16 protein-coding genes are annotated in these 16,913 nt (G+C 72.6%); 11 read left to right on the top strand and 5 right to left on the bottom strand.

What is annotated here, in order from left to right; genetic code table 11:
• Nucleotides 1-8: 8 nt before the first annotated feature.
• The 3 genes from ACWEPL_RS54700 to ACWEPL_RS54690 all read right to left on the bottom strand — a co-directional run bounded on the left by ACWEPL_RS54700 (nt 9) and on the right by ACWEPL_RS54690 (nt 4,149).
• Complete coding sequence (locus ACWEPL_RS54700) at nt 9-1,829, bottom strand: ABC transporter substrate-binding protein (RefSeq protein WP_363964114.1); 1,821 nt, start codon at nt 1,827-1,829, stop codon at nt 9-11.
• A gap of 164 nt (nt 1,830-1,993) precedes the next feature.
• A complete protein-coding gene (locus ACWEPL_RS54695) occupies nt 1,994-2,959 on the bottom strand; it encodes a zinc-dependent alcohol dehydrogenase family protein (RefSeq protein ID WP_452441272.1) in 966 nt (321 codons plus the stop codon).
• Between the two features lie 2 nt (nt 2,960-2,961).
• Nucleotides 2,962-4,149, bottom strand: coding sequence for a M20 metallopeptidase family protein (locus ACWEPL_RS54690; RefSeq protein ID WP_452441266.1), 1,188 nt, complete (start codon nt 4,147-4,149; stop codon nt 2,962-2,964).
• Nucleotides 4,150-4,210: 61 nt separating this feature from the next.
• Here ACWEPL_RS54690 and ACWEPL_RS54685 point away from each other — a divergent pair, with 61 nt between their 5' ends.
• The 3 genes from ACWEPL_RS54685 (at nt 4,211) to ACWEPL_RS54675 (ending at nt 6,225) form a co-directional block, all read left to right on the top strand.
• The gene (locus ACWEPL_RS54685) at nt 4,211-4,990 is read left to right on the top strand and encodes an HAD-IIA family hydrolase (RefSeq protein ID WP_185073261.1); all 780 of its coding nucleotides are present in this window, start codon (nt 4,211-4,213) and stop codon (nt 4,988-4,990) included.
• Between the two features lie 43 nt (nt 4,991-5,033).
• Nucleotides 5,034-5,657 (top strand): hypothetical protein, encoded by a 624-nt coding sequence (locus ACWEPL_RS54680; RefSeq protein WP_452441264.1) that lies wholly within the window; start codon nt 5,034-5,036, stop codon nt 5,655-5,657.
• Between the two features lie 172 nt (nt 5,658-5,829).
• The gene (locus tag ACWEPL_RS54675) at nt 5,830-6,225 is read left to right on the top strand and encodes a hypothetical protein (RefSeq protein ID WP_363964120.1); all 396 of its coding nucleotides are present in this window, start codon (nt 5,830-5,832) and stop codon (nt 6,223-6,225) included.
• Between the two features lie 46 nt (nt 6,226-6,271).
• Here the strand turns inward: ACWEPL_RS54675 and ACWEPL_RS54670 are convergent, their stop codons facing one another.
• Entirely contained in the window at nt 6,272-7,579 is a 1,308-nt protein-coding gene (locus tag ACWEPL_RS54670; RefSeq protein ID WP_452441263.1) for an RNA polymerase sigma factor, read from the bottom strand.
• A complete protein-coding gene (locus ACWEPL_RS54665) occupies nt 7,576-7,905 on the bottom strand; it encodes a YciI family protein (protein WP_185073265.1) in 330 nt (109 codons plus the stop codon). Before ACWEPL_RS54665 ends, ACWEPL_RS54670 begins: the two co-directional genes overlap by 4 nt.
• A gap of 499 nt (nt 7,906-8,404) precedes the next feature.
• On the opposite strand from ACWEPL_RS54665, the gene ACWEPL_RS54660 reads away from it, so the two are divergent.
• The 8 genes from ACWEPL_RS54660 to ACWEPL_RS54625 form a co-directional block, all read left to right on the top strand.
• On the top strand, nt 8,405-9,640 hold the full coding sequence (locus ACWEPL_RS54660; protein ID WP_452441261.1) for a sugar transferase: 1,236 nt from the start codon (nt 8,405-8,407) through the stop codon (nt 9,638-9,640).
• 2 nt (nt 9,641-9,642) lie between these two features.
• On the top strand, nt 9,643-11,001 hold the full coding sequence (locus ACWEPL_RS54655) for an O-antigen ligase family protein (RefSeq protein WP_452441260.1): 1,359 nt from the start codon (nt 9,643-9,645) through the stop codon (nt 10,999-11,001).
• Nucleotides 10,998-12,524, top strand: coding sequence for a lipid II flippase MurJ (locus ACWEPL_RS54650; protein ID WP_452441258.1), 1,527 nt, complete (start codon nt 10,998-11,000; stop codon nt 12,522-12,524). Before ACWEPL_RS54655 ends, ACWEPL_RS54650 begins: the two co-directional genes overlap by 4 nt.
• Nucleotides 12,521-13,213: a polysaccharide deacetylase family protein gene (locus ACWEPL_RS54645; RefSeq protein ID WP_363964130.1), complete on the top strand. Its 693-nt coding sequence runs from the start codon at nt 12,521-12,523 to the stop codon at nt 13,211-13,213. The genes ACWEPL_RS54650 and ACWEPL_RS54645 overlap by 4 nt, the downstream gene beginning before the upstream one ends.
• Complete coding sequence (locus tag ACWEPL_RS54640) at nt 13,210-14,304, top strand: glycosyltransferase (protein WP_452441257.1); 1,095 nt, start codon at nt 13,210-13,212, stop codon at nt 14,302-14,304. The genes ACWEPL_RS54645 and ACWEPL_RS54640 overlap by 4 nt, the downstream gene beginning before the upstream one ends.
• 2 nt (nt 14,305-14,306) lie before the next feature.
• Nucleotides 14,307-14,876 carry a hypothetical protein gene (locus tag ACWEPL_RS54635; protein WP_363964134.1) on the top strand — a complete coding sequence of 190 codons (570 nt, stop codon included), beginning with the start codon at nt 14,307-14,309 and terminating at the stop codon, nt 14,874-14,876.
• The gene (locus ACWEPL_RS54630) at nt 14,873-16,003 is read left to right on the top strand and encodes a GNAT family N-acetyltransferase (RefSeq protein ID WP_363964136.1); all 1,131 of its coding nucleotides are present in this window, start codon (nt 14,873-14,875) and stop codon (nt 16,001-16,003) included. Before ACWEPL_RS54635 ends, ACWEPL_RS54630 begins: the two co-directional genes overlap by 4 nt.
• A partial coding sequence (locus ACWEPL_RS54625) for a glycosyltransferase (RefSeq protein ID WP_452441255.1) occupies nt 15,994-16,913 on the top strand: 920 nt, incomplete at its 3' end. The genes ACWEPL_RS54630 and ACWEPL_RS54625, both read left to right, overlap by 10 nt.

Below are 16,913 nucleotides of genomic sequence, written 5' to 3'. Positions count from 1 at the left end.
GCTCTTCTCTACTGCTTCGCCTTGATGAGACCCAGCTGGATCCAGACGCCGGCGTTCAGGCGGAGCAGGTCACTGTCCTGCTCCGGCCAGCCGGTGAAGCGGCTGGTGTTGGTGAACTGCGTGTTCACGTAGTCCCAGAGCTGGATCGCCGGCAGGTCCTGGTTGGCCGTCTTGGCGAGCTGCGCCATGATCGGCTTGGCCTCCTCGGGGGCGGCCGCGTTCAGCTTGGCCGTGAGCTCACCCGGGTTGACCTTGCCCACGCCCTCGACGTCGATCTCCTCCGCGCTGCCCATCCAGTTGCCGCCCTTGCCGGGCGCGCTGTGCGCGACCTTGCCGGCGACGTTGGTCCAGCCGTTGGAGGCGCCGTAGAGGCGCTGGAAGATGTCGTACGGCGCGGGGCCGAGCGCCATCAGCCAGAAGCCGACGTCGTACTTGCCGGCCGCGAGCTCCTCCAGGTAGACGGGGTAGTCGGCGACGGTCACGACCTCGGCGTCAACACCGCCCGCGATGAGCTGGCTCTTGATGTTCTCCTCGGCGGAGATCCAGTCGGAGAACGTCGCGGGCGCGCGCATGCTGACCTTCCACGGCGAGCCGTCGGCCAGCGTCCACTTGCCGCCCGTCTTCTTCAGACCGGCCGCCTTGAACTCCTCCTCCGCCTTGGCCACGTCGTGCTTGTACGGGTTCAGGCTCGCCAGCTCGGAGCCGATCCACTCCTGGGCCGGCTTCTGGTGGATGCCGGAGGTGGTCACGGCGGGCGTGCCGCCCTCGGGCGAGGCCACCTTGGTCACCTGGTCACGGTCGATCAGGTAGGCCAGGCCGCGCCGCACGTGCACGTTGTCGTACGGCTTCTTCGACTGGTTGAAGCCCATGCCGACGGCCACCGGCGAGAAGCCCCTGATGACGTTGGAGCCGGGGGCGTTCTTGATCCGGGTCATGACGTCGGAAGGCATGGCGGTGAAGCCGGCCTGGTCGAGCTTGCCCGCGCTCAGGTAGTTCCAGATCTGCTCGTTGCCGTTGTAGTTGAGGAGCTTCACCTGGGCCGGCGCGACGTTCGCGGCGTTGAAGAAGTTCTTGTTCTTGACCAGCAGCGCCTCGCCGGGGTTGACCCGCTCCAGCGTGAAGGGGCCGGCCGAGACGTCCTTCGGCGGCGCGAACGCGAGCACCTTCTGGCCGATGGCGAGGATCTCCTCGCGGGCCTTGTCGGCGTCGGCGCCGGTTTCCCTGGCGGCCTTCAGCTTGTCCCAGAAGTCGGCCGGCAGCAGGCTGCTCCAGACGTGCGCGGGTACGACCCAGTTGTCCATGATGCCGCGAGCGAACTTCATGCTCGGGTTCTTCATGTCCTGGGAGACCTTGACGGTCTTCTGGTCGACCACCTGGACGTCGGACGCCACGCCCGCCGCGCCCGGCGTGACCGCGAACGCGGTGCTGCCGGTGGTGGAGGCCAGGCCGAGCGAGAGCTTGACGTCGTCGGCCGTCACCGGCTTGCCGTCGGACCACTTGGCGTTCGGCTGGATGTGGAGGGTAATCGAGGAGTTGTCGGGAGCGATCTCCCAACTGGCGGCGATACCTGGGTAGAACTGGTTCGGGTCGGTCAGGTGGTTCTTGATCCAGCCCAGCTTCATCGCGTTGTAACCCAGGAAAGAGTTGCCCTTGGGCGCCCATGGGTTGGCCGGGCCGCTCGCGTCGAGGCCGGGCTTGAGCACGTCGATCGTGGTGAAGAGCCCGCCCCCGCCGCCCGAGCCGCCGGAACTGTTGGTGGAACCACCGCTGCACGCCGCTGTCGCGGTGGCAAGGCCCAGCAACGCTACTACCGCTGCCAGTCGTTTCATTTGCCGCTCCGGGGAGATGTCGGACCTGTCGAAGATCTCTGCAGGGATTGACCGGACACTACGATCGTGCCTGATCCGCGTCAATAATCTCCAGAGGTTGTGAGGCTAATGTAACTTTCCTTCATCAGTGTGCGGAGTGGAGCTAAGCGCCGTCAAGTAAAACGTCATTCCATTACCAAGACGGCAGCCCCTCTGACCTGGTCGTTTGCCAGATCGGTGAGCGCCTGGGCGGCCTGCCCGAACGGGTAGAGGCTCGTCGTCACGCGTGGCGGGTGCGCCAGCGCCAGCTCCAGATAGGCACGCCCATCTGCCCTGGTGTTGGCCGTGACGCTGCGGAGTGTGCGCTCCTGGAAGAGGTGCCTGTCGTAGTTCAGGACGGGCACGTCCGTCAGGTGGATGCCGGCGATGGCCAGCGTGCCGCCACGGTCGAGCGCTTCGAGCGCTGCTGGAACCAGGGTACCTACCGGCGCAAATAGGATGGCCGCGTCCAGCGGCTCCGGCGGTTCGTCCCCGGCGGAGGCGGCTCCCAGCTCCAGCGCGAGCGCCCTGGAGGCCGCGGATCTGGTCACCGCGTGCACGACCGCGCCCTGGGCGATGGCGGCCTGCGCGGTCAGGTGCGCCGAGGCGCCGAACCCGTAGATCCCCAGCCGCCCGCCCGGCGGCAGGTCGCAGCGCAGCAGCGCCCGGTAGCCGATGATCCCGGCGCACAGCAGTGGCGCCAGCCGCTCGGCGGGCACGTCGGCGGGCAGCGGATAGACGTAGTCGCGGGGTGCGGTGAGGTATTCGGCGTAACCGCCGTCGGCGTCCCACCCCGTGTAGGCCGAGGAGGGGCAGAGGTTCTCCGTGCCCCTCAGGCAGTATTTGCACGCGCCGCAGGTCGAGCGCAGCCAGGCCACGCCCACCCGCTCGCCCGTGCCCTCGACGCGCCCGACGACCTGGTGACCGGGCGTGGTACGCGGCCGGCGCGGCAGGAGGTCGCCCTCCGCCAGGTGCAGGTCGGTACGGCACACGCCGCACGCCTCGACCCGTACCAGCACCTCGCCCGGGCCCGGCTCGGGCACGTCCCGCTCGACCGGCTCCAGCGGCCGCGTCGCCATCGGCCCCGGCTCGGCCACGGCCCACGCCCGCATGGTCACGACAGCCTGGCGTGCGCGAGCGTGGCGTAGAGCGCGGCGCCGTCGGCCAGGACGGAGTCGTCGAAGACCGCCTCGGGGGAGTGGTTGTAGGGCGCCGTGGCCGGGTCGCGGTCCGCCGGGCAGGCCCCCAGGAACACGAACGCGCCCGGCACCTCCTCCAGCACGTACGAGAAGTCCTCGGAGCCCATGATGGGCTGTGGCGACACGAAATACCGCCCCGGCCCGAACAGCTCGTCGGCGGTCTTGCCCACGAACGCCGCCTCGCCGTCGTCGTTCACCGTCACCGGGTAGCCCATCCCGAACGACGCCTCGACCTCCAGCCCGTGCGCCGCCGCGATGCCCTGCACGACCTCCACCAGCCTGCGCTTGACCTTCGTCCGGTTGTCCTTGCTGAACGTGCGCACCGTGGCCTCGAACCTGGCCTCGTCGGGGATCACGTTGTCCGCCGACCCGCCGTGGAAGCTGCCCACCGTCACCACGACCGGGTCGAACACGTCGAACCCCTTGGTCACCATGGTCTGCAGCGCCGTCACCATCTCGCAGCCCGCCGCGATCGGGTCCAGCGACCGGTGCGGGCTGGAGCCGTGCCCGCCGCGCCCCTTGACCGTCACGAGGAACGTGTCCGCCGCCGCCATGATCGGCCCCGGCCGCGACGCGAACAGCCCCGGCGGCAACATCGCCGACACCACGTGCATCCCGTACGCCGCCACGGGCCGCGCGCCCGCCGCGTCCAGCACACCCTCGGCGATCATGTGCTTGGCGCCCTCGTAACCCTCCTCGCCCGGCTGGAACATGAAGATGACGTCACCGGCCAGCTCCTCCCGTCGCGCGCTCAGCAGCCGCGCCGCCCCCGCCAGCATCGCGGTGTGCAGGTCGTGGCCGCACGCGTGCATCTGGCCGGGGAGCTGGGAGACGTACGGCAGGTCGTTCTTCTCGGCCACGGGAAGCGCGTCCATGTCCCCGCGCAGCAGCACGGCCGGGCCCGGCCTGCCGCCCCTCAGCACGGCGGTGACGGAGCTGAGCGCGGTGCCCGTCTTCACCTCCAGCGGCAGCCCGTCCAGCGCGGCCAGGACCTTCTCCTGCGTGCGCGGCAGGTGCAGGCCGAGCTCCGGGGTGGTGTGCAACGAGTGCCTGAGCTGGATGAGTTCGTCCCGCATGTCACGGGCGGATTCAGTGAAGGACATGAAGAACATTGTTCATCCACCGGGCGGGAAGTCGATAAGGCGCGCTCGGTACGATGTGCGTGTGACTCAGCGTAAACGGATCGACTCCTGGTTGTCCGACATGGACGGCGTTCTCGTCCACGAGGGTCGTCCGATCCCCGGTGCGGACGAATTCATCAAGCGGCTCAGAGAGTCGGACAAGAAGTTCAGGGTGCTGACGAACAACTCGATCTACACCCAGCGCGACCTGTCGGCGCGCCTGGCCGGGGCGGGCCTCGAGGTGCCCCCCGAGTCCATCTGGACCTCCGCGCTGGCCACCGCCCAGTTCCTCGACGACCAGCGCGCGGGCGGCTCGGCGTACGTCATCGGCGAGGCGGGCCTGACGACGGCGCTGCACGAGGTCGGCTACGTGCTCACCGACCTCGACCCCGACTACGTCGTGCTCGGCGAGACCCGCACCTACAGCTTCACCCAGATCACCCGGGCCATCCGCCTCATCGAGGGCGGCGCCCGCTTCATCGCCACCAACCCCGACCCCATCGGCCCCTCCACCGAGGGCTCCCTGCCGGCCTGCGGCGCCGTGGCCGCCCTCATCACCAAGGCCACCGGCGTCGCCCCCTACTTCGTGGGCAAGCCCAACCCCCGCATGATGCGCAGCGCCCTCAACGAGATCGAGGGCCACAGCGAGACGACCGCCATGATCGGCGACCGCATGGACACCGACATCGTGTCGGGCATGGAGGCGGGCCTGTTCACGATCCTGGTCCTCACGGGCGTGACCCAGCGCGACGAGATCGACCGCTTCCCCTACCGTCCCTCGCTGGTGGTCGACTCGGTCGCCGACCTCATCGACCTCATCTGAACCTGACCCGTTCTGACAGGTACGGGTGGCACCCTTGGACGCCATGACCCGCGTTTACCTGGAGATCGGCCCGAAGAAGGCGTTCGCCTGCTCGCTCGACTGGCCCGGCTGGTGCCGGGTCGCCAAGGGCGAGGAGGCGGCCCTCGACCTGCTCATGGAGTACGTCCCCCGGTACGGCGCGGTGGCCGCCCGGGCCGGGCTGGAGTTCTCGCCGGGTGACCCGGTGGTCGTGGCCCGCGTCCCGGGCAGCGACATCACGGACTTCGGCGCCCCGTACGCCGTCCCCGACCTGGACCAGGAGCCCGTGCCGGCATCCGAGGCGGCCCGCGGCGTGGCCCTCCTCCGGGCGGCCTGGGCCCTGTTCGACGAGACCGCCGCCACCTCGCCCGAGGACCTGCGCAAGGGCCCGCGCGGAGGCGGCCGCGACCTGTCGGGGGTCGTCAGGCACGTGGAGGAGGCCGAGCGCGCCTTCGCCAGGAAGGTGGACGTGCGGCACAAGCCGTACAAGGAGCCCGGGGACCGGGACGCGATGCGGGCGGAGCTGGCCGACGTGCTGTCCCGAGCCTGGGAGCCGCCCCAGACGACCGGCTGGCCGCCCCGCTACGCGCTGCGCCGCATCGCCTGGCACGTCATCGACCACCTCTGGGAGATCGAGGACCGCCGCTGACACCCTTGCCGGGCGGCAGGGCAAAGAATCGACCCCGATTTCTTCGAGGTCTGGCCAAAATCACTCACCGGCTGCAACCATATGGTGACCAAACGCGGTCGTCATCGGGGCGGTCGCACCATCAGCGAGCGCAAAGGTAAAACCCGTGGACGTACAGGCGGAGATTCGCGACTTGAAGCTCCGTGTCGATGGGCTCGAGGCGTGCGACCGGCTCGGCGAGGCCAGGCCGGGGAGCGGCGGGGAGCGGGACCTGCTCCGTGAGATCAACGACCGCGCCAAGCGCCTGGAGACGCAGCTCGCGGCCATGAAGGCCGAGACGTCGATGGCCCGCACCGAGACGATCGAGCAGTTCGCGGCCGTCGACGTCGAGATCGCGGCCATCCGGCGGGAGATCAACGCCTACCGCGCCACGCCCGCCGGGGGCGACGAGGACTACGTCCCGACGCTGATCGCCGACCAGTTCGCGAGCGTCCGGGCCGAGATCGCGCAGGAGTTCGACGCCATGCGGTCCGAGCTGCTCGATCTGGGCATCAAGCTCGATCGCCTGCTCAAGAACGACTACATGTGACGGCCGGCCGGGCGGGAGCGACGTCTCGGGTGCGGGTCCCGCTTTGCTAACCGGGCGCGGGGTTCGTGAGGTCGTCGGCGCGTTCCAGGAGGGCGCGCCGTTCGGCTCCCGGGCCGAGGAGGGCGGCCGCCTGGCGGAACAGCGCGGCGGCGTGGTCGTGGTGGCCGAGGCGGGCCGTGAGGTCGGCCTGCGCGGCGACGGCGAGCGGGTAGTCCTTCAGCGCGCCGGTGGCGAGCACCTGGTCGATCAGCGCCAGCCCGGTCGCCGGGCCGTGCGCGTAGCCGTGGGCCACGGCGCGGTTGAGGGCGATCACCGGTGAGGGGTGGATCTCCACGAGCTCGTCGTACCAGCGGGCGACGGCCCGCCAGTCCGTCGCGCCGGAGTCCGGCGCGGTCGCGTGACAGGCGGCGATGCGCGCCTGCAGGACGTAGGGGCCGTCGGCCGGCGCCGCCGCCAGCGTCTCCAGCCCTTCGCGGATCGCCGCGCGGTCCCAGCGGGTGCGGTCCTGCTTGTCGAGCGTGAGCAGGTTGCCCTGTCCGTCGCGGCGGGCCTCGCGCCGGGAGTGCTGGAACAGGAACAGCGCCAGCAGGCCGGCGACCTCGGGCTGGTCCGGGAGCAGCCGGTGGAGCAGGCGGGCCAGCCGGACCGCCTCGTCGGCGAAGCCCGGCTCGCCGTCGGGGTCGTAGCCGCGGGTGAAGAGCACGTACAGGACCGCCAGCACGCCGGGCAGGCGCTCGGCCAGCGCCGGGCCGCTCGGGACGAGGTACGGGATGCGCGCGTCCGCGATCTTCGTCTTGGCCCGGGTCAGCCGCCGCGTCATGGTCGCGTGGGGGACGAGGAACGCCCGGGCGATGTCGGCGGTCGGCACCCCGCAGACGGTTCGCAGCGTGAGCGCCACCCGTGACTCCAGGGCCAGCGCGGGGTGGCAGCAGGTGAAGATCAGCCGCAGGCGGTCGTCCACGACCTCCTCCTCCGGGTCGTCCGTGGCCGGGGCGGTGAGCGTGAGATCCGCCAGCTCGTGCAGCTTGCGGCGCTCGACGGACGCGCGGCGCAGCACGTCGGTGGCGCGGTTGCGGGCGACGGTCATGAGCCAGCCGCCGGGGTTGTCCGGCACGCCGTCGCGCGGCCACCTCTCCAGGGCCTGCGCGAGCGCCTCCTGGGCGCTGTCCTCGGCGAGCGTCCAGTCGCCGGTGACGCGGATCAGGGTGGCGACGATCCTGGTGTAGGAGTCCGCACCGACCGCCGCAACGGCCTCCGCGACGGTCCGCGCGCCGATTCCTTCGTCGGGCTCCGCGCGGGTCCCCGCGGCGGGCTGTGCCGCCGCGGGGGGCCGTGCCGGGCGTCCCCTCGTCACTGGCCGGCGAACGGCCGCAGCTCCAGCCGCCCGTACCGGGCCATCGGGTGCGCCCGCGCCACCTCGATCGCCTCGTCGAGATGGGCGCACTCGAGGATGTCGTAGCCCACGATCACCTCCCGGGTCTCGGCGAACGGCCCGTCGGAGACCAGGAGCTCGCCGTTGCGGACGCGGACCGTCGTGGCGGCCGACACCGGCCCCAGCTCGTTGCCGTCCAGCCGCCGGCCGCGGCCGTCGTTGTCGGCCACCCACTTCTCGATGTCCTCGCTGCCGGTCGAGTCCGTGTCCGGTTCCGCGTCGGTGCAGACGAACATCATGTACTTCATCGATCGCTCCTTGCGTGTCGTGCTGTCACCAGCATGACGAACGGGCTCCCCGGATCCGGACACCCCCCGGAACATCCCTCTCAATTCGGGCTCTCTGCCCAAAGCTGACCTTAAACCCGGTAACCACCTCCATATCGCCAACGCTGGACCAATGAAAACTTGCGCGACAACAAGGACTCCAAGCCCGTGACGTTCTCGATTTCCGCGAGGCGCGCGGCTACGCTCAAGGCTTCGTTGGGCGATTGTTCGCGTATTCCGTAGGAAAAACCTTGCTACGGAAATATGGGGTGGCAAATTGCCTGAAGGGAGACTATTAGCTTTTTGGGGGGATTAGATCGACAGTTTCACTGTCGATCCAGTCAAACTAGTTTATTCCGGAGAAGTAGTGGCTGTTAGTGTTGGGGGCCACCGCTGGGTCAGGCGGTGGGGAGGGCGGCAGAGGTCAGGGCTCTGGAGGGCTGTCCAGCCACTTGGCCTGATCTGCATCGATCTGATCTGCATGGCGTTCGCCGCGGCCAACGCCGGCCAGGCCGTGCCGCGCATCACGCTGGCGGGAATCCTGGTCGTCGTGGTCGGAGGCCTCGGCCACGTGTACGCGCCGCGCGTCCTGCCCTCCAGCCTGGACCGGGGCTTCTGGCTCGCCGGGGCTGGACTCGTGGGCGCGCTCATCGCGTTCCGGGAGACGGCATCGCTCATCGTGGTCGCCCTGGTCGCGTTGCTCTTCACCTTCCTCGCCGTGTGCGGCAGAAGCGTCCTGTATTTCCTGGTCCGCCGGGCACGCCGGCGCGGCAGGGCCGCGCCCACCCTGGTGGTCGGCGCGGGGCCGCACGGTCACGGGCTGGCGCGCAACCTGCTCGCCTATCCCGAGCACGGCCTGCTCCCGCTGGGCTTCCTGGACGAGACGCCCGGCGAGGACCCGTGCGTCCCGGTGCTCGGCGGGCCCGGCGACGTCGTCCGCGTCGTCCAGGCCCACGGGGTCCGCGCGGTGGTCATCGCCGGGCAGGGCCAGCAGTCGATCGCGAGAACGGCGAGGTCGCTCGGCTGCGACGTCTACCTCGCGCCCGACCTGGGCGAGCTCATCATCGACTTCGTGACGCTGCGCGAGCACGTACGCAGCTTCCCGCTCGTGCGGATGCGCCCGGAGGCGCAGCGCGGCCTCGCCTGGCCGCTGAAGCGGGCCCTGGACATCGCGGTCGCGCTGACCGGACTCATCGTCAGCGCGCCGATCCTCGCGCTCTGCGCGGCGCTGATCCGGCTGGAGACCGGCCCCGGGGTGCTGTTCCGGCAGCGGCGCGTGGGCTACCGGGACGAGCCGCTCGAACTGATCAAGCTCCGGACGCTGAAGCCGACCGACGCGCTCGAATCCGAGACCCTGTGGAGCATCGCCCACGACAGCCGGATCGGGCCGGTGGGCCGGCTGCTGCGCAAGGCCTCCTTCGACGAGCTTCCCCAGCTCTGGAACGTTCTCAGAGGGGACATGAGCATCGTCGGCCCGCGGCCCGAACGCCCGCACTTCGTCAAGGAGTTCTCCAGGACGATCCCGGGCTACGGCCTGCGCCACCGGATGCCGGTCGGCATCACCGGCTGGGCCCAGATCCACGGGCTGCGCGGCGACACCTCGATCGAGGACCGCGTCCGGTTCGACAACCACTACATCGACGGGTGGACCCTCCGGGCGGATCTCAAGATCATGCTGCAGACGGTCTGGTCCCTGCTGCGGCCGGGCGGGGGCTAGGCATGCGCGCTCTCTTCCGGCGGCCCAGCCTGGCGGCCGCCGCCACCGTGCTCCTGATCTGCCTGCCGGCGGGCCGCCAGGACCTGTCCTCCGGCGTCCAGGTCACGGCCGCCGACGTGGCCTCGCTGGTGCTGGTCGCCATCGCGGTGACCGTCGCGCTCGCGAACCGGCTGACCCGCCCGCTGTCCGCCCGCGACCCGGCGCCTGCCGGTGCCGCGCTGCCTGCTCGTGCCGTGGCCGCCGCCTCCGCCGTGGTGCCCGCCCGTGCCTTGGTGCTCGCTCCGGTCGCGGGCGCGGCCGGGATCGCGATGCTGGCCTCTCCCGACGTCCTGACGAGCATGCCGGGCTACGTCCGGTATCTCCAGGTGTTCGTGCTGGTCCCGCTGGCCGTCCTGGTGGCGGTCCGGGACCGTACCGACACCCTGATCGTGGGCGGGGCGCTCGTCGGGACGGCCGCCCTGCAGGGCCTGATCGGCTGCGTCCAGGCGGTCACCGGCACCGGCGCGTCGTACGCGGGGGAGCGGGTACGGGCCGTCGGCACCTTCGGCGCGCTCGACATCATGGGCATGGCGAGCGTGGTCAGCTACGGCGTGCTCGTCCTGCTGGCGGCCGGCCTGGCCTGGCGCGGCGGGCGCCGGGCCGCCGCGCTCGGCGGCGCCGCCCTGCTCTGCGTGCCGCTCGCCCTGTCGCTCAGCCGCGGCGCCTGGCTCGCCCTGCTGGGCGCGTCGCTGGTCGTGCTCTTCGTGCACAGCCGGGCGCTGCTGGCCAGGGTGATCCTGCTCGGAGCCGCGGCGGCGACCGTGCTGGTCCTCGGCCCGGGCGCGGGCTCGGACCCGGACATGCTGGGGCGGCGGCTGGCCTCCATCACCTCCGTCGTCTCCCACCCCGACCAGTCGGTGAGCGACCGCTACAGCCTGTGGCTCACCGCCACGAGGATCTGGCTGGACCACCCGCTGACAGGGGCCGGGCCGCGCAGGTTCGCGGAGCTGCGCGACGCCTACGCGCCAATCGAGCTGTCGTCCGGCAGCGACACCGACGACCCGGTGAACGGCTTCCAGCGCATGCCGCTGCTCTCCCCGCACAACATGTACCTGCTGACGCTCAGCGAGCAGGGCCTGCTCGGGCTGGCCGCGCTGGGCGCGTGCCTCGGATCCATGGCCTGGTGGGCCGTGCGGGCGGCCGTGCCGGCCGCGGCCGGGCTGCTGGCCTGGCAGGGCATCGACTTCCTCTACGGCGACGTCGGCGGACCTTCGACCGTGGTCATGTCCGTCGTCCTGGGGCTGGTCCTGTCGCTCGTCGCCCGGCCCCCGGCGACGGGATGGGCCGGCGAGGCCCCGGTCGCGCTGGGCGTGGCGCGATGACCACGTCCACCTCACCGGCCACCTCGCCCATGGCGCGGGCCGTCGGCGTCACCATCCTGCTGACCGCGCTGGGCTCGCTGCTCGGCTTCGTCCGCGACCTGCTGCTGGGCCGGTTCTTCGGCGCCGACGCCGGCACCGACGCGTTCCTCGTCGCCTGGACGATCCCGGAGACCGCCGCGCCCCTGCTGATCGAGGGGGCGATGGCGTTCGTGCTGGTCCCGCTGTTCAGCCGGGCGATGGAGGCGGGCGAGGACCTGAGGGGCCTGGCGTCGTCGACGCTGCCGTACCTGTGCCTCGGGCTGCTGGTGCTGACCGCGCTGACCGTCGCGGGGGCGCCGTGGCTGGTCGAGGTGCTCGCCCCGGGTATCCGGCGGGCCGACCTCGCCGTGGACTGCATGCGGGTGGCGTCGGTGACGATCCTGACGTTCGGGCTGGCCGGGTACCTGAGCGCGGCGTTGCGGGCGCACCAGTCGTTCGCGCCGCCGGCGGCCATCTACGTGGCCTACAACCTGGGGATCGTCACTTGCGTGTGGGCCCTGCGCGACCAGGGCGCGTACGCGGCCGCGATCGGGGTGGCCGCGGGCGGGGCGGGGATGGTGCTGGCCCAGGTCCCGGCATTCGTACGGCGCTTCGGGGTGCCCCTGTGGCCCACGCGCGGCGTGGCGCTGCCGATGATCGCCTTCCTGCCGGTCGCGGTCTTCACGCTCGTCCGCCAGAGCCAGGTCTTCGTCGAGAGGTTCGTCGGCTCGAAGCTGGCCGAAGGATCGATCTCGCACCTCAACTACGCGCAGAAGATCGCCCAGGTGCCGATGGTCCTGTCGCTGATCGTGGCGACCGTGAGCTTCCCGCAGCTCGCCCGCGCGCTCGCCGCGGGCGAGACCGCGCGGGCGCGGCGCAGGCTCGCCGACGACCTGGTCAGCGCCGCGGCGATCGTGCTGGCCGCCACCGCGGCGCTGCTCGTCTGCGCCACGGACGTCGTGGCCCTCCTGCTGCAGTACGGCGCGTTCACCGAGGCCGACACCGCCGCCACCGCGCGGATCATGCGGGTGTACGCGCTGGGGCTGCTCGGCCAGGCCGTGGTCGGGGTCGTCTGCCGCGTCTACTTCTGCGGCGCCCGCGGGTCCTGGTACCCGGCCCTCGCGATGGGCGCGGGGCTGGCCGCGACGGTCGTGCTGGCCCGCCCGGAGTGGGGCGTGACGGGGATCGCCGCGGCGAACGCGGCCGGGATCTCGCTGACCGCCGCGCTGCTGCTCGCGGGACTGCGGCGGCAGGCCCTCGCGCTGCCCGCCCACACGGCGCTGGTCCCGCTCAGCGGCCTGCTGCTGGCCACCGCGGCCGCCGTCGGAGCGGGGTGGGGCGCACGGACGCTGCTGGCGGGCCTGCCGCCGCCGATCGCCCTGGCTTCGACCGGCGCCGCGATCGCCGTCACCTTCTCCGCTGTCGCGGCCCTCTCGGGGGCCACGGCCACGCTCACCGACACCACCAAGATCACCCACTTGATCAGGATGCGAGGTCGCTCATGACCGCGATGCCGCTGGTGCTCATGTACCACTCCGTGGACAAATACGACAGCGACCCGCTTCACGTCACGGTCTCGCCCGACCGCTTCGCCCGGCAGATGCGCTGGCTCGCCCGGCGCGGCCTGAGCGGGGTCTCGATGCTCGAGCTCACGCGCGCCCGGAGCACGCGCGGTCTGGTCGGGCTCACCTTCGACGACGGGTACGGCGACTTCCTCAGCGAGGTCGTGCCCGTCCTGCGCAAGTACGGCTTCACGGCCACGGTCTTCGTGGTCACCGGCCTGATCGGCGAGCACAACGCCTGGGACGCCGGCTCCCCGCGCAAGCGGCTCATGGACACCGAGGGCCTGCGCTGGGCCGCGCGGCAGGGCATGGAGATCGGCTCGCACTCGGCCGGGCACTACTCGCTGTCCGGGCTGCGCGACGACGAGCTCCACCACGAGGTGGCCGGCAGCAAGGCGGCGCTGGAGGACCTGCTGGGCCGCCAGGTGAGCGGGTTCTGCTACCCGTACGGGCACGTCAACGCCCGCGAGCTGGCCGCCGTCCGCGAGACGGGCTACTCCTACGCCTGCGCCATCTGGAAGTCCGAGCTCACCGGCCCGTACGCGCTGCCGCGCACGTACGTGGGCGAGCGGGACGGCGCGCTGCGGCTGCACGCCAAGCGGGCGCGGCACCGGGTCCGGTGGGGCTGGTGAAGGTCCTGCACGTCATCACCGGCCTGGCCGCGGGCGGCGCGGAGCAGCAGCTGCGGGCCCTGCTGCCGTACCTGCGGGCCCGGTGCGAGGTCGCGGTGCTCACCGGGCACGGGGTGGTCGCGGAGGCCATCGAGGGCTCCGGCGTGCCCGTCCACCACGTCGGCATGCGCGGCAACAGGGACCTGCGCGCCGTCGGGCGGCTGGCCCGGCTCATGCGCGGGCGCCGCTACGACGTGGTGCACACCCATCTGTACCGCGCCTGCGTGTACGGCCGGCTGGCGGCGCGGCTGGCGAACGTGCCGGCGATCGTGGCGACCGAGCATTCGATCGGGCACGAGCACGTGGAGGGACGCCGCCTGACCCGCTCGATCAGGGCGCTGTACCTGGCCAGCGAGCTGCTCGGGCACCTGACCGTGGCCGTCTCGCCGACGGTGGCCGACCGGCTGTCGAGGTGGGGCGTCCCCCGCTCGCGCATCGCGGTGGTCCCGAACGGCGTCGACGGCGAGGCCTTCGGCTTCGACGCAGCCCTGCGCCGGCGCACCCGGGAGCGGCTCGGCCTGCCCGAGAACGCGTTCGTGATCGGCGGCGTCGGCCGCCTTGAGCCGAGCAAGCGCTTCGACACGCTGATCAGGGCGCTGCCGCCGCTCGAACACGCCGTCCTGCTCCTGGTCGGCTCCGGCTCCTGCGAGCCGCGGCTGCGGGAGCTGGCCCGCGAGGCCGGGGCCGGGGACAGGGTGATCTTCGCGGGGGAGTCGCCCGACGTGGGGGCCCTGATGATGGCGATGGACGTGCTGGCCGCGCCCTCCGTCGAGGAGACGTTCGGGGTGGCCGTCGTCGAGGCGCTCGCGGCCGGCCTGCCCGTCCTGTACGACGCCTGCCCGGCCGTCGAGGACCTGCCGCCCGGCTCGGCCCCGGGAGCACGGCGTGTCGAGCCGCACCGGCTCGCCGCGGAGCTGTCCGGCCTCGCCGCCCACCCGCCCCTCAGGCTGTCCCCGCCCGATGCCGTCCGGCTCTACGACGTCCGCCGCCAGGCGGACCAGCTGGAGCGGCTCTACCTGCGCCTGCTGGGCGCCGAACCCACCGAGGAGTGACGATGACATGGACCTGGGTCCGCATCACGGGCCTGCTCGTGCGATGGTGGCTTCCGCTGTCCCTGGCGCTCGGGGCGCTGGGCGGGGTGGCCTACGCGCTGGCCCGCGACACCGTCTACGCCGCCGAGGCCTACGTCGCGGTGGCCGGCGGTGACCCGGCGCAGGCGGCCGGGTTCGCCGCCGCCTACGCACGGATATCCAGCCATCCCGGCTTCCTCGTCGGCGCCGCGGACGAGCCGGACAGCCTGCGGGCCGCGGCCTCGCCCGACGCCCCGCTGGTGCGGCTCACCTCCGTGGCGACCGGCGCGCGGGAGGCCGCCGACCGCGTCAACCAGGCGGCCGCCGCGCTGATCGCCTACGCCAACGCCCATGCCGCCGACACCCGCGTACGGCTGGTGCCCTTCGCCTCGGCGGTGCCTCCGCTGCGCCCCTCGTCCCCGCTGCCGCTGATCAGCGTGGCCATCGGCGCCTGCGGGGCGGCCCTGGCGGCCGGCCTCGTCCGGCTGGCCGCGCCGCAGGCCCGCCCTCAGGCGCGGCCGGAGCCGGCGGCGCTGACCGGAGCGCCGGCGTGAGGGCCGCCCGGCAGGGGACCTCGCGCGCGGGGCTCACGCTGCGGGTCGTCAGGGAGGGCGCGGAGCTGGCCGCGCTGTCGGCGGAATGGGCGGATCTGTACGCGCGCAGCTCGGCCGCCACGCCGTTCCAGTCGTACGGCTGGCTCAGCTCCTGGTGGCGGGTCTACGGGACCCCGGGGCGGCTGCGGGTGTTCCTGGCACACCGGGACGGACGCCTGGTCGCGGCCGCGCCGCTCAGGCTGGAGCACCGGCTCGGCTGCCGGGTGCTGACACCCGTCGGCGGAGGGCAGTCCGACTTCACGGACATCGTGGTGGACGACTCCGAGGGCGACGCGGGCCTGCGCGAGCTGCGCGCCGGGCTGCTCGCCCAGCCGGGCTGGGACGTCATCGACCTGCCCGAGGCGCGGCCCGGCTCGGCGATCCGCCGCCTGGCGGAGATCTGGGACGGCAGGGCCTGGACGCTGCCCGCCTCCACCTGCCTCCAGCTGCCCGGACAACCCATCGAGCAGGTCCTCGCCGGGCTCCAGAGCCGCCGGGCCCAGCATGTGCGGGCCGCGCTGCGCAAGCTCGACGCGCTGAACGTGTCGGTGACGACGGTCGAGGCGGACCGGGTCAGAGCGTCGACGGCCGAGCTGCTGCGGTTGCACACCATGCAGTGGAAGAGCCGGGGGATCAACGCCCAGCACACGCAGCCGCGCTTCCTGGACCACCTGGCCGGGGCCGCGCAGGCGCTGGTGGCGGAGAACCACGGGGCGCTGTGGGAGTACCGGGTGGACGGGCGGCTGCTGGCCTGCGACTTCGCGGTGATCGGCAAGGACTTCGTGGGCGGCTACCTGTACGGGGTCCACCCGGACCTGCGGGCCCGGGTGGACCTGGTCACGATGCTGCTGCGTACCAACCTGGAGCTGACGCACCGGCTGGGCAAGCCCGTGCTCAGCATGCTGCGCGGCGCCGAGCCGCACAAGGCCAGGTGGGAGGCCGAAGCGGTGGTCAACCGGCGGGTGATGCTCGGGCGCGGCTCCCGCGCGGCCGCCTACGCCGCGCTGGCGGGCGTGAGCAAGACGGGCAAGGAACTGCTGAAGAGGCGCTGCCCGCGCCTGGCGGCGAAGGTCTCGGCATGGCGGTGAGACCGGGGGTCCTGCACGTCACGCAGCCGGTGGAGGGCGGCGTGGGGGCGTACGTGGCCATGGCCGCCGCCGACCAGGCACGGCGGGGCTGGCGCGTCGCGGTCGCCTGCCCCCCGCCCGATGTGCTGGCCGGCCCGCTGGCCGGCGAGCTGGACCGGCTGGGCGTGCCCCGGCTGGACTGGACGGCCGGCCGCGCGCCCGGGCTCGGCGACGTCGTCCAGGCGGCGCGGCTGCGGCGGATCGTGCGCGAGTTCGGCCCCGACGCGGTGCACCTGCACTCGTCCAAGGCCGGGCTGGCGGGCCGGGCCGCGCTCAGGGGCCGGGTGCCCACGCTCTTCCAGCCGCACGGCTGGTCCTGGCTGGCCGCCCGGGGCGCCGTCGCCGCCGCGGCGCTGACCTGGGAACGGCTGGCCGCGCGCTGGGCCGACCGGGTGATCTGCGTGGGCGAGGGCGAAGCCGCGCTGGCCAGACGGTACGGCGTGCCCGGCGACCTCGTCGTGGTGCGCAACGGCGTGGACCTGCGCCGCTTCAGGCCCGCGGGGCCGCAGGAGCGGGCCGAGGCGCGCGCCCGCCACGGCATCGCCGAGGACACGCCGCTGGCGGTCTGCGTGGGCAGGGTCACCCGCCAGAAGGGCCAGGACCTGCTGCTGTCGGCCTGGCAGCGCGTCGCCGCCCGCGACGGGCGGGCCCGGCTGGCCATCGTCGGTGACGGCCCGATGCTGCGCGCGCTGCGGTCGCGGGCCGTGCCCGGCGTTCACTTCGCCGGCGGCGCGGCCGATGTCCGGCCCTGGTACGCCGCCGCCGACGTGGTGGTGCTGCCCTCGCGCTGGGAGGCTGACGTGGCCGAAGACGGACGTGGCCGACCCGGCGTCCAAGGTGACGATCACGGTGGCGATGACCACGGACGCGG

The organism is Nonomuraea sp. NPDC004186 (assembly GCF_053603495.1).
The sequence above is the reverse complement of the archived record's forward strand: the minus strand, read 5'-3'. Positions and strand labels throughout refer to the sequence as shown.

What these genes read in the sequence shown, in the direction of transcription:
- ACWEPL_RS54700 (WP_363964114.1), bottom strand. Translation starts at nt 1,829, where the DNA reads ATGAAACGACTGGCAGCGGTAGTAGCGTTGCTGGGCCTTGCCACCGCG.
- ACWEPL_RS54695 (WP_452441272.1), bottom strand. Translation starts at nt 2,959, where the DNA reads ATGCGGGCGTGGGCCGTGGCCGAGCCGGGGCCGATGGCGACGCGGCCG.
- ACWEPL_RS54690 (WP_452441266.1), bottom strand. Translation starts at nt 4,149, where the DNA reads ATGTCCTTCACTGAATCCGCCCGTGACATGCGGGACGAACTCATCCAG.
- ACWEPL_RS54680 (WP_452441264.1), top strand. Translation starts at nt 5,034, where the DNA reads ATGACCCGCGTTTACCTGGAGATCGGCCCGAAGAAGGCGTTCGCCTGC.
- ACWEPL_RS54665 (WP_185073265.1), bottom strand. Translation starts at nt 7,905, where the DNA reads ATGAAGTACATGATGTTCGTCTGCACCGACGCGGAACCGGACACGGAC.
- ACWEPL_RS54660 (WP_452441261.1), top strand. Translation starts at nt 8,405, where the DNA reads ATGGCGTTCGCCGCGGCCAACGCCGGCCAGGCCGTGCCGCGCATCACG.
- ACWEPL_RS54655 (WP_452441260.1), top strand. Translation starts at nt 9,643, where the DNA reads ATGCGCGCTCTCTTCCGGCGGCCCAGCCTGGCGGCCGCCGCCACCGTG.
- ACWEPL_RS54650 (WP_452441258.1), top strand. Translation starts at nt 10,998, where the DNA reads ATGACCACGTCCACCTCACCGGCCACCTCGCCCATGGCGCGGGCCGTC.
- ACWEPL_RS54645 (WP_363964130.1), top strand. Translation starts at nt 12,521, where the DNA reads ATGACCGCGATGCCGCTGGTGCTCATGTACCACTCCGTGGACAAATAC.
- ACWEPL_RS54635 (WP_363964134.1), top strand. Translation starts at nt 14,307, where the DNA reads ATGACATGGACCTGGGTCCGCATCACGGGCCTGCTCGTGCGATGGTGG.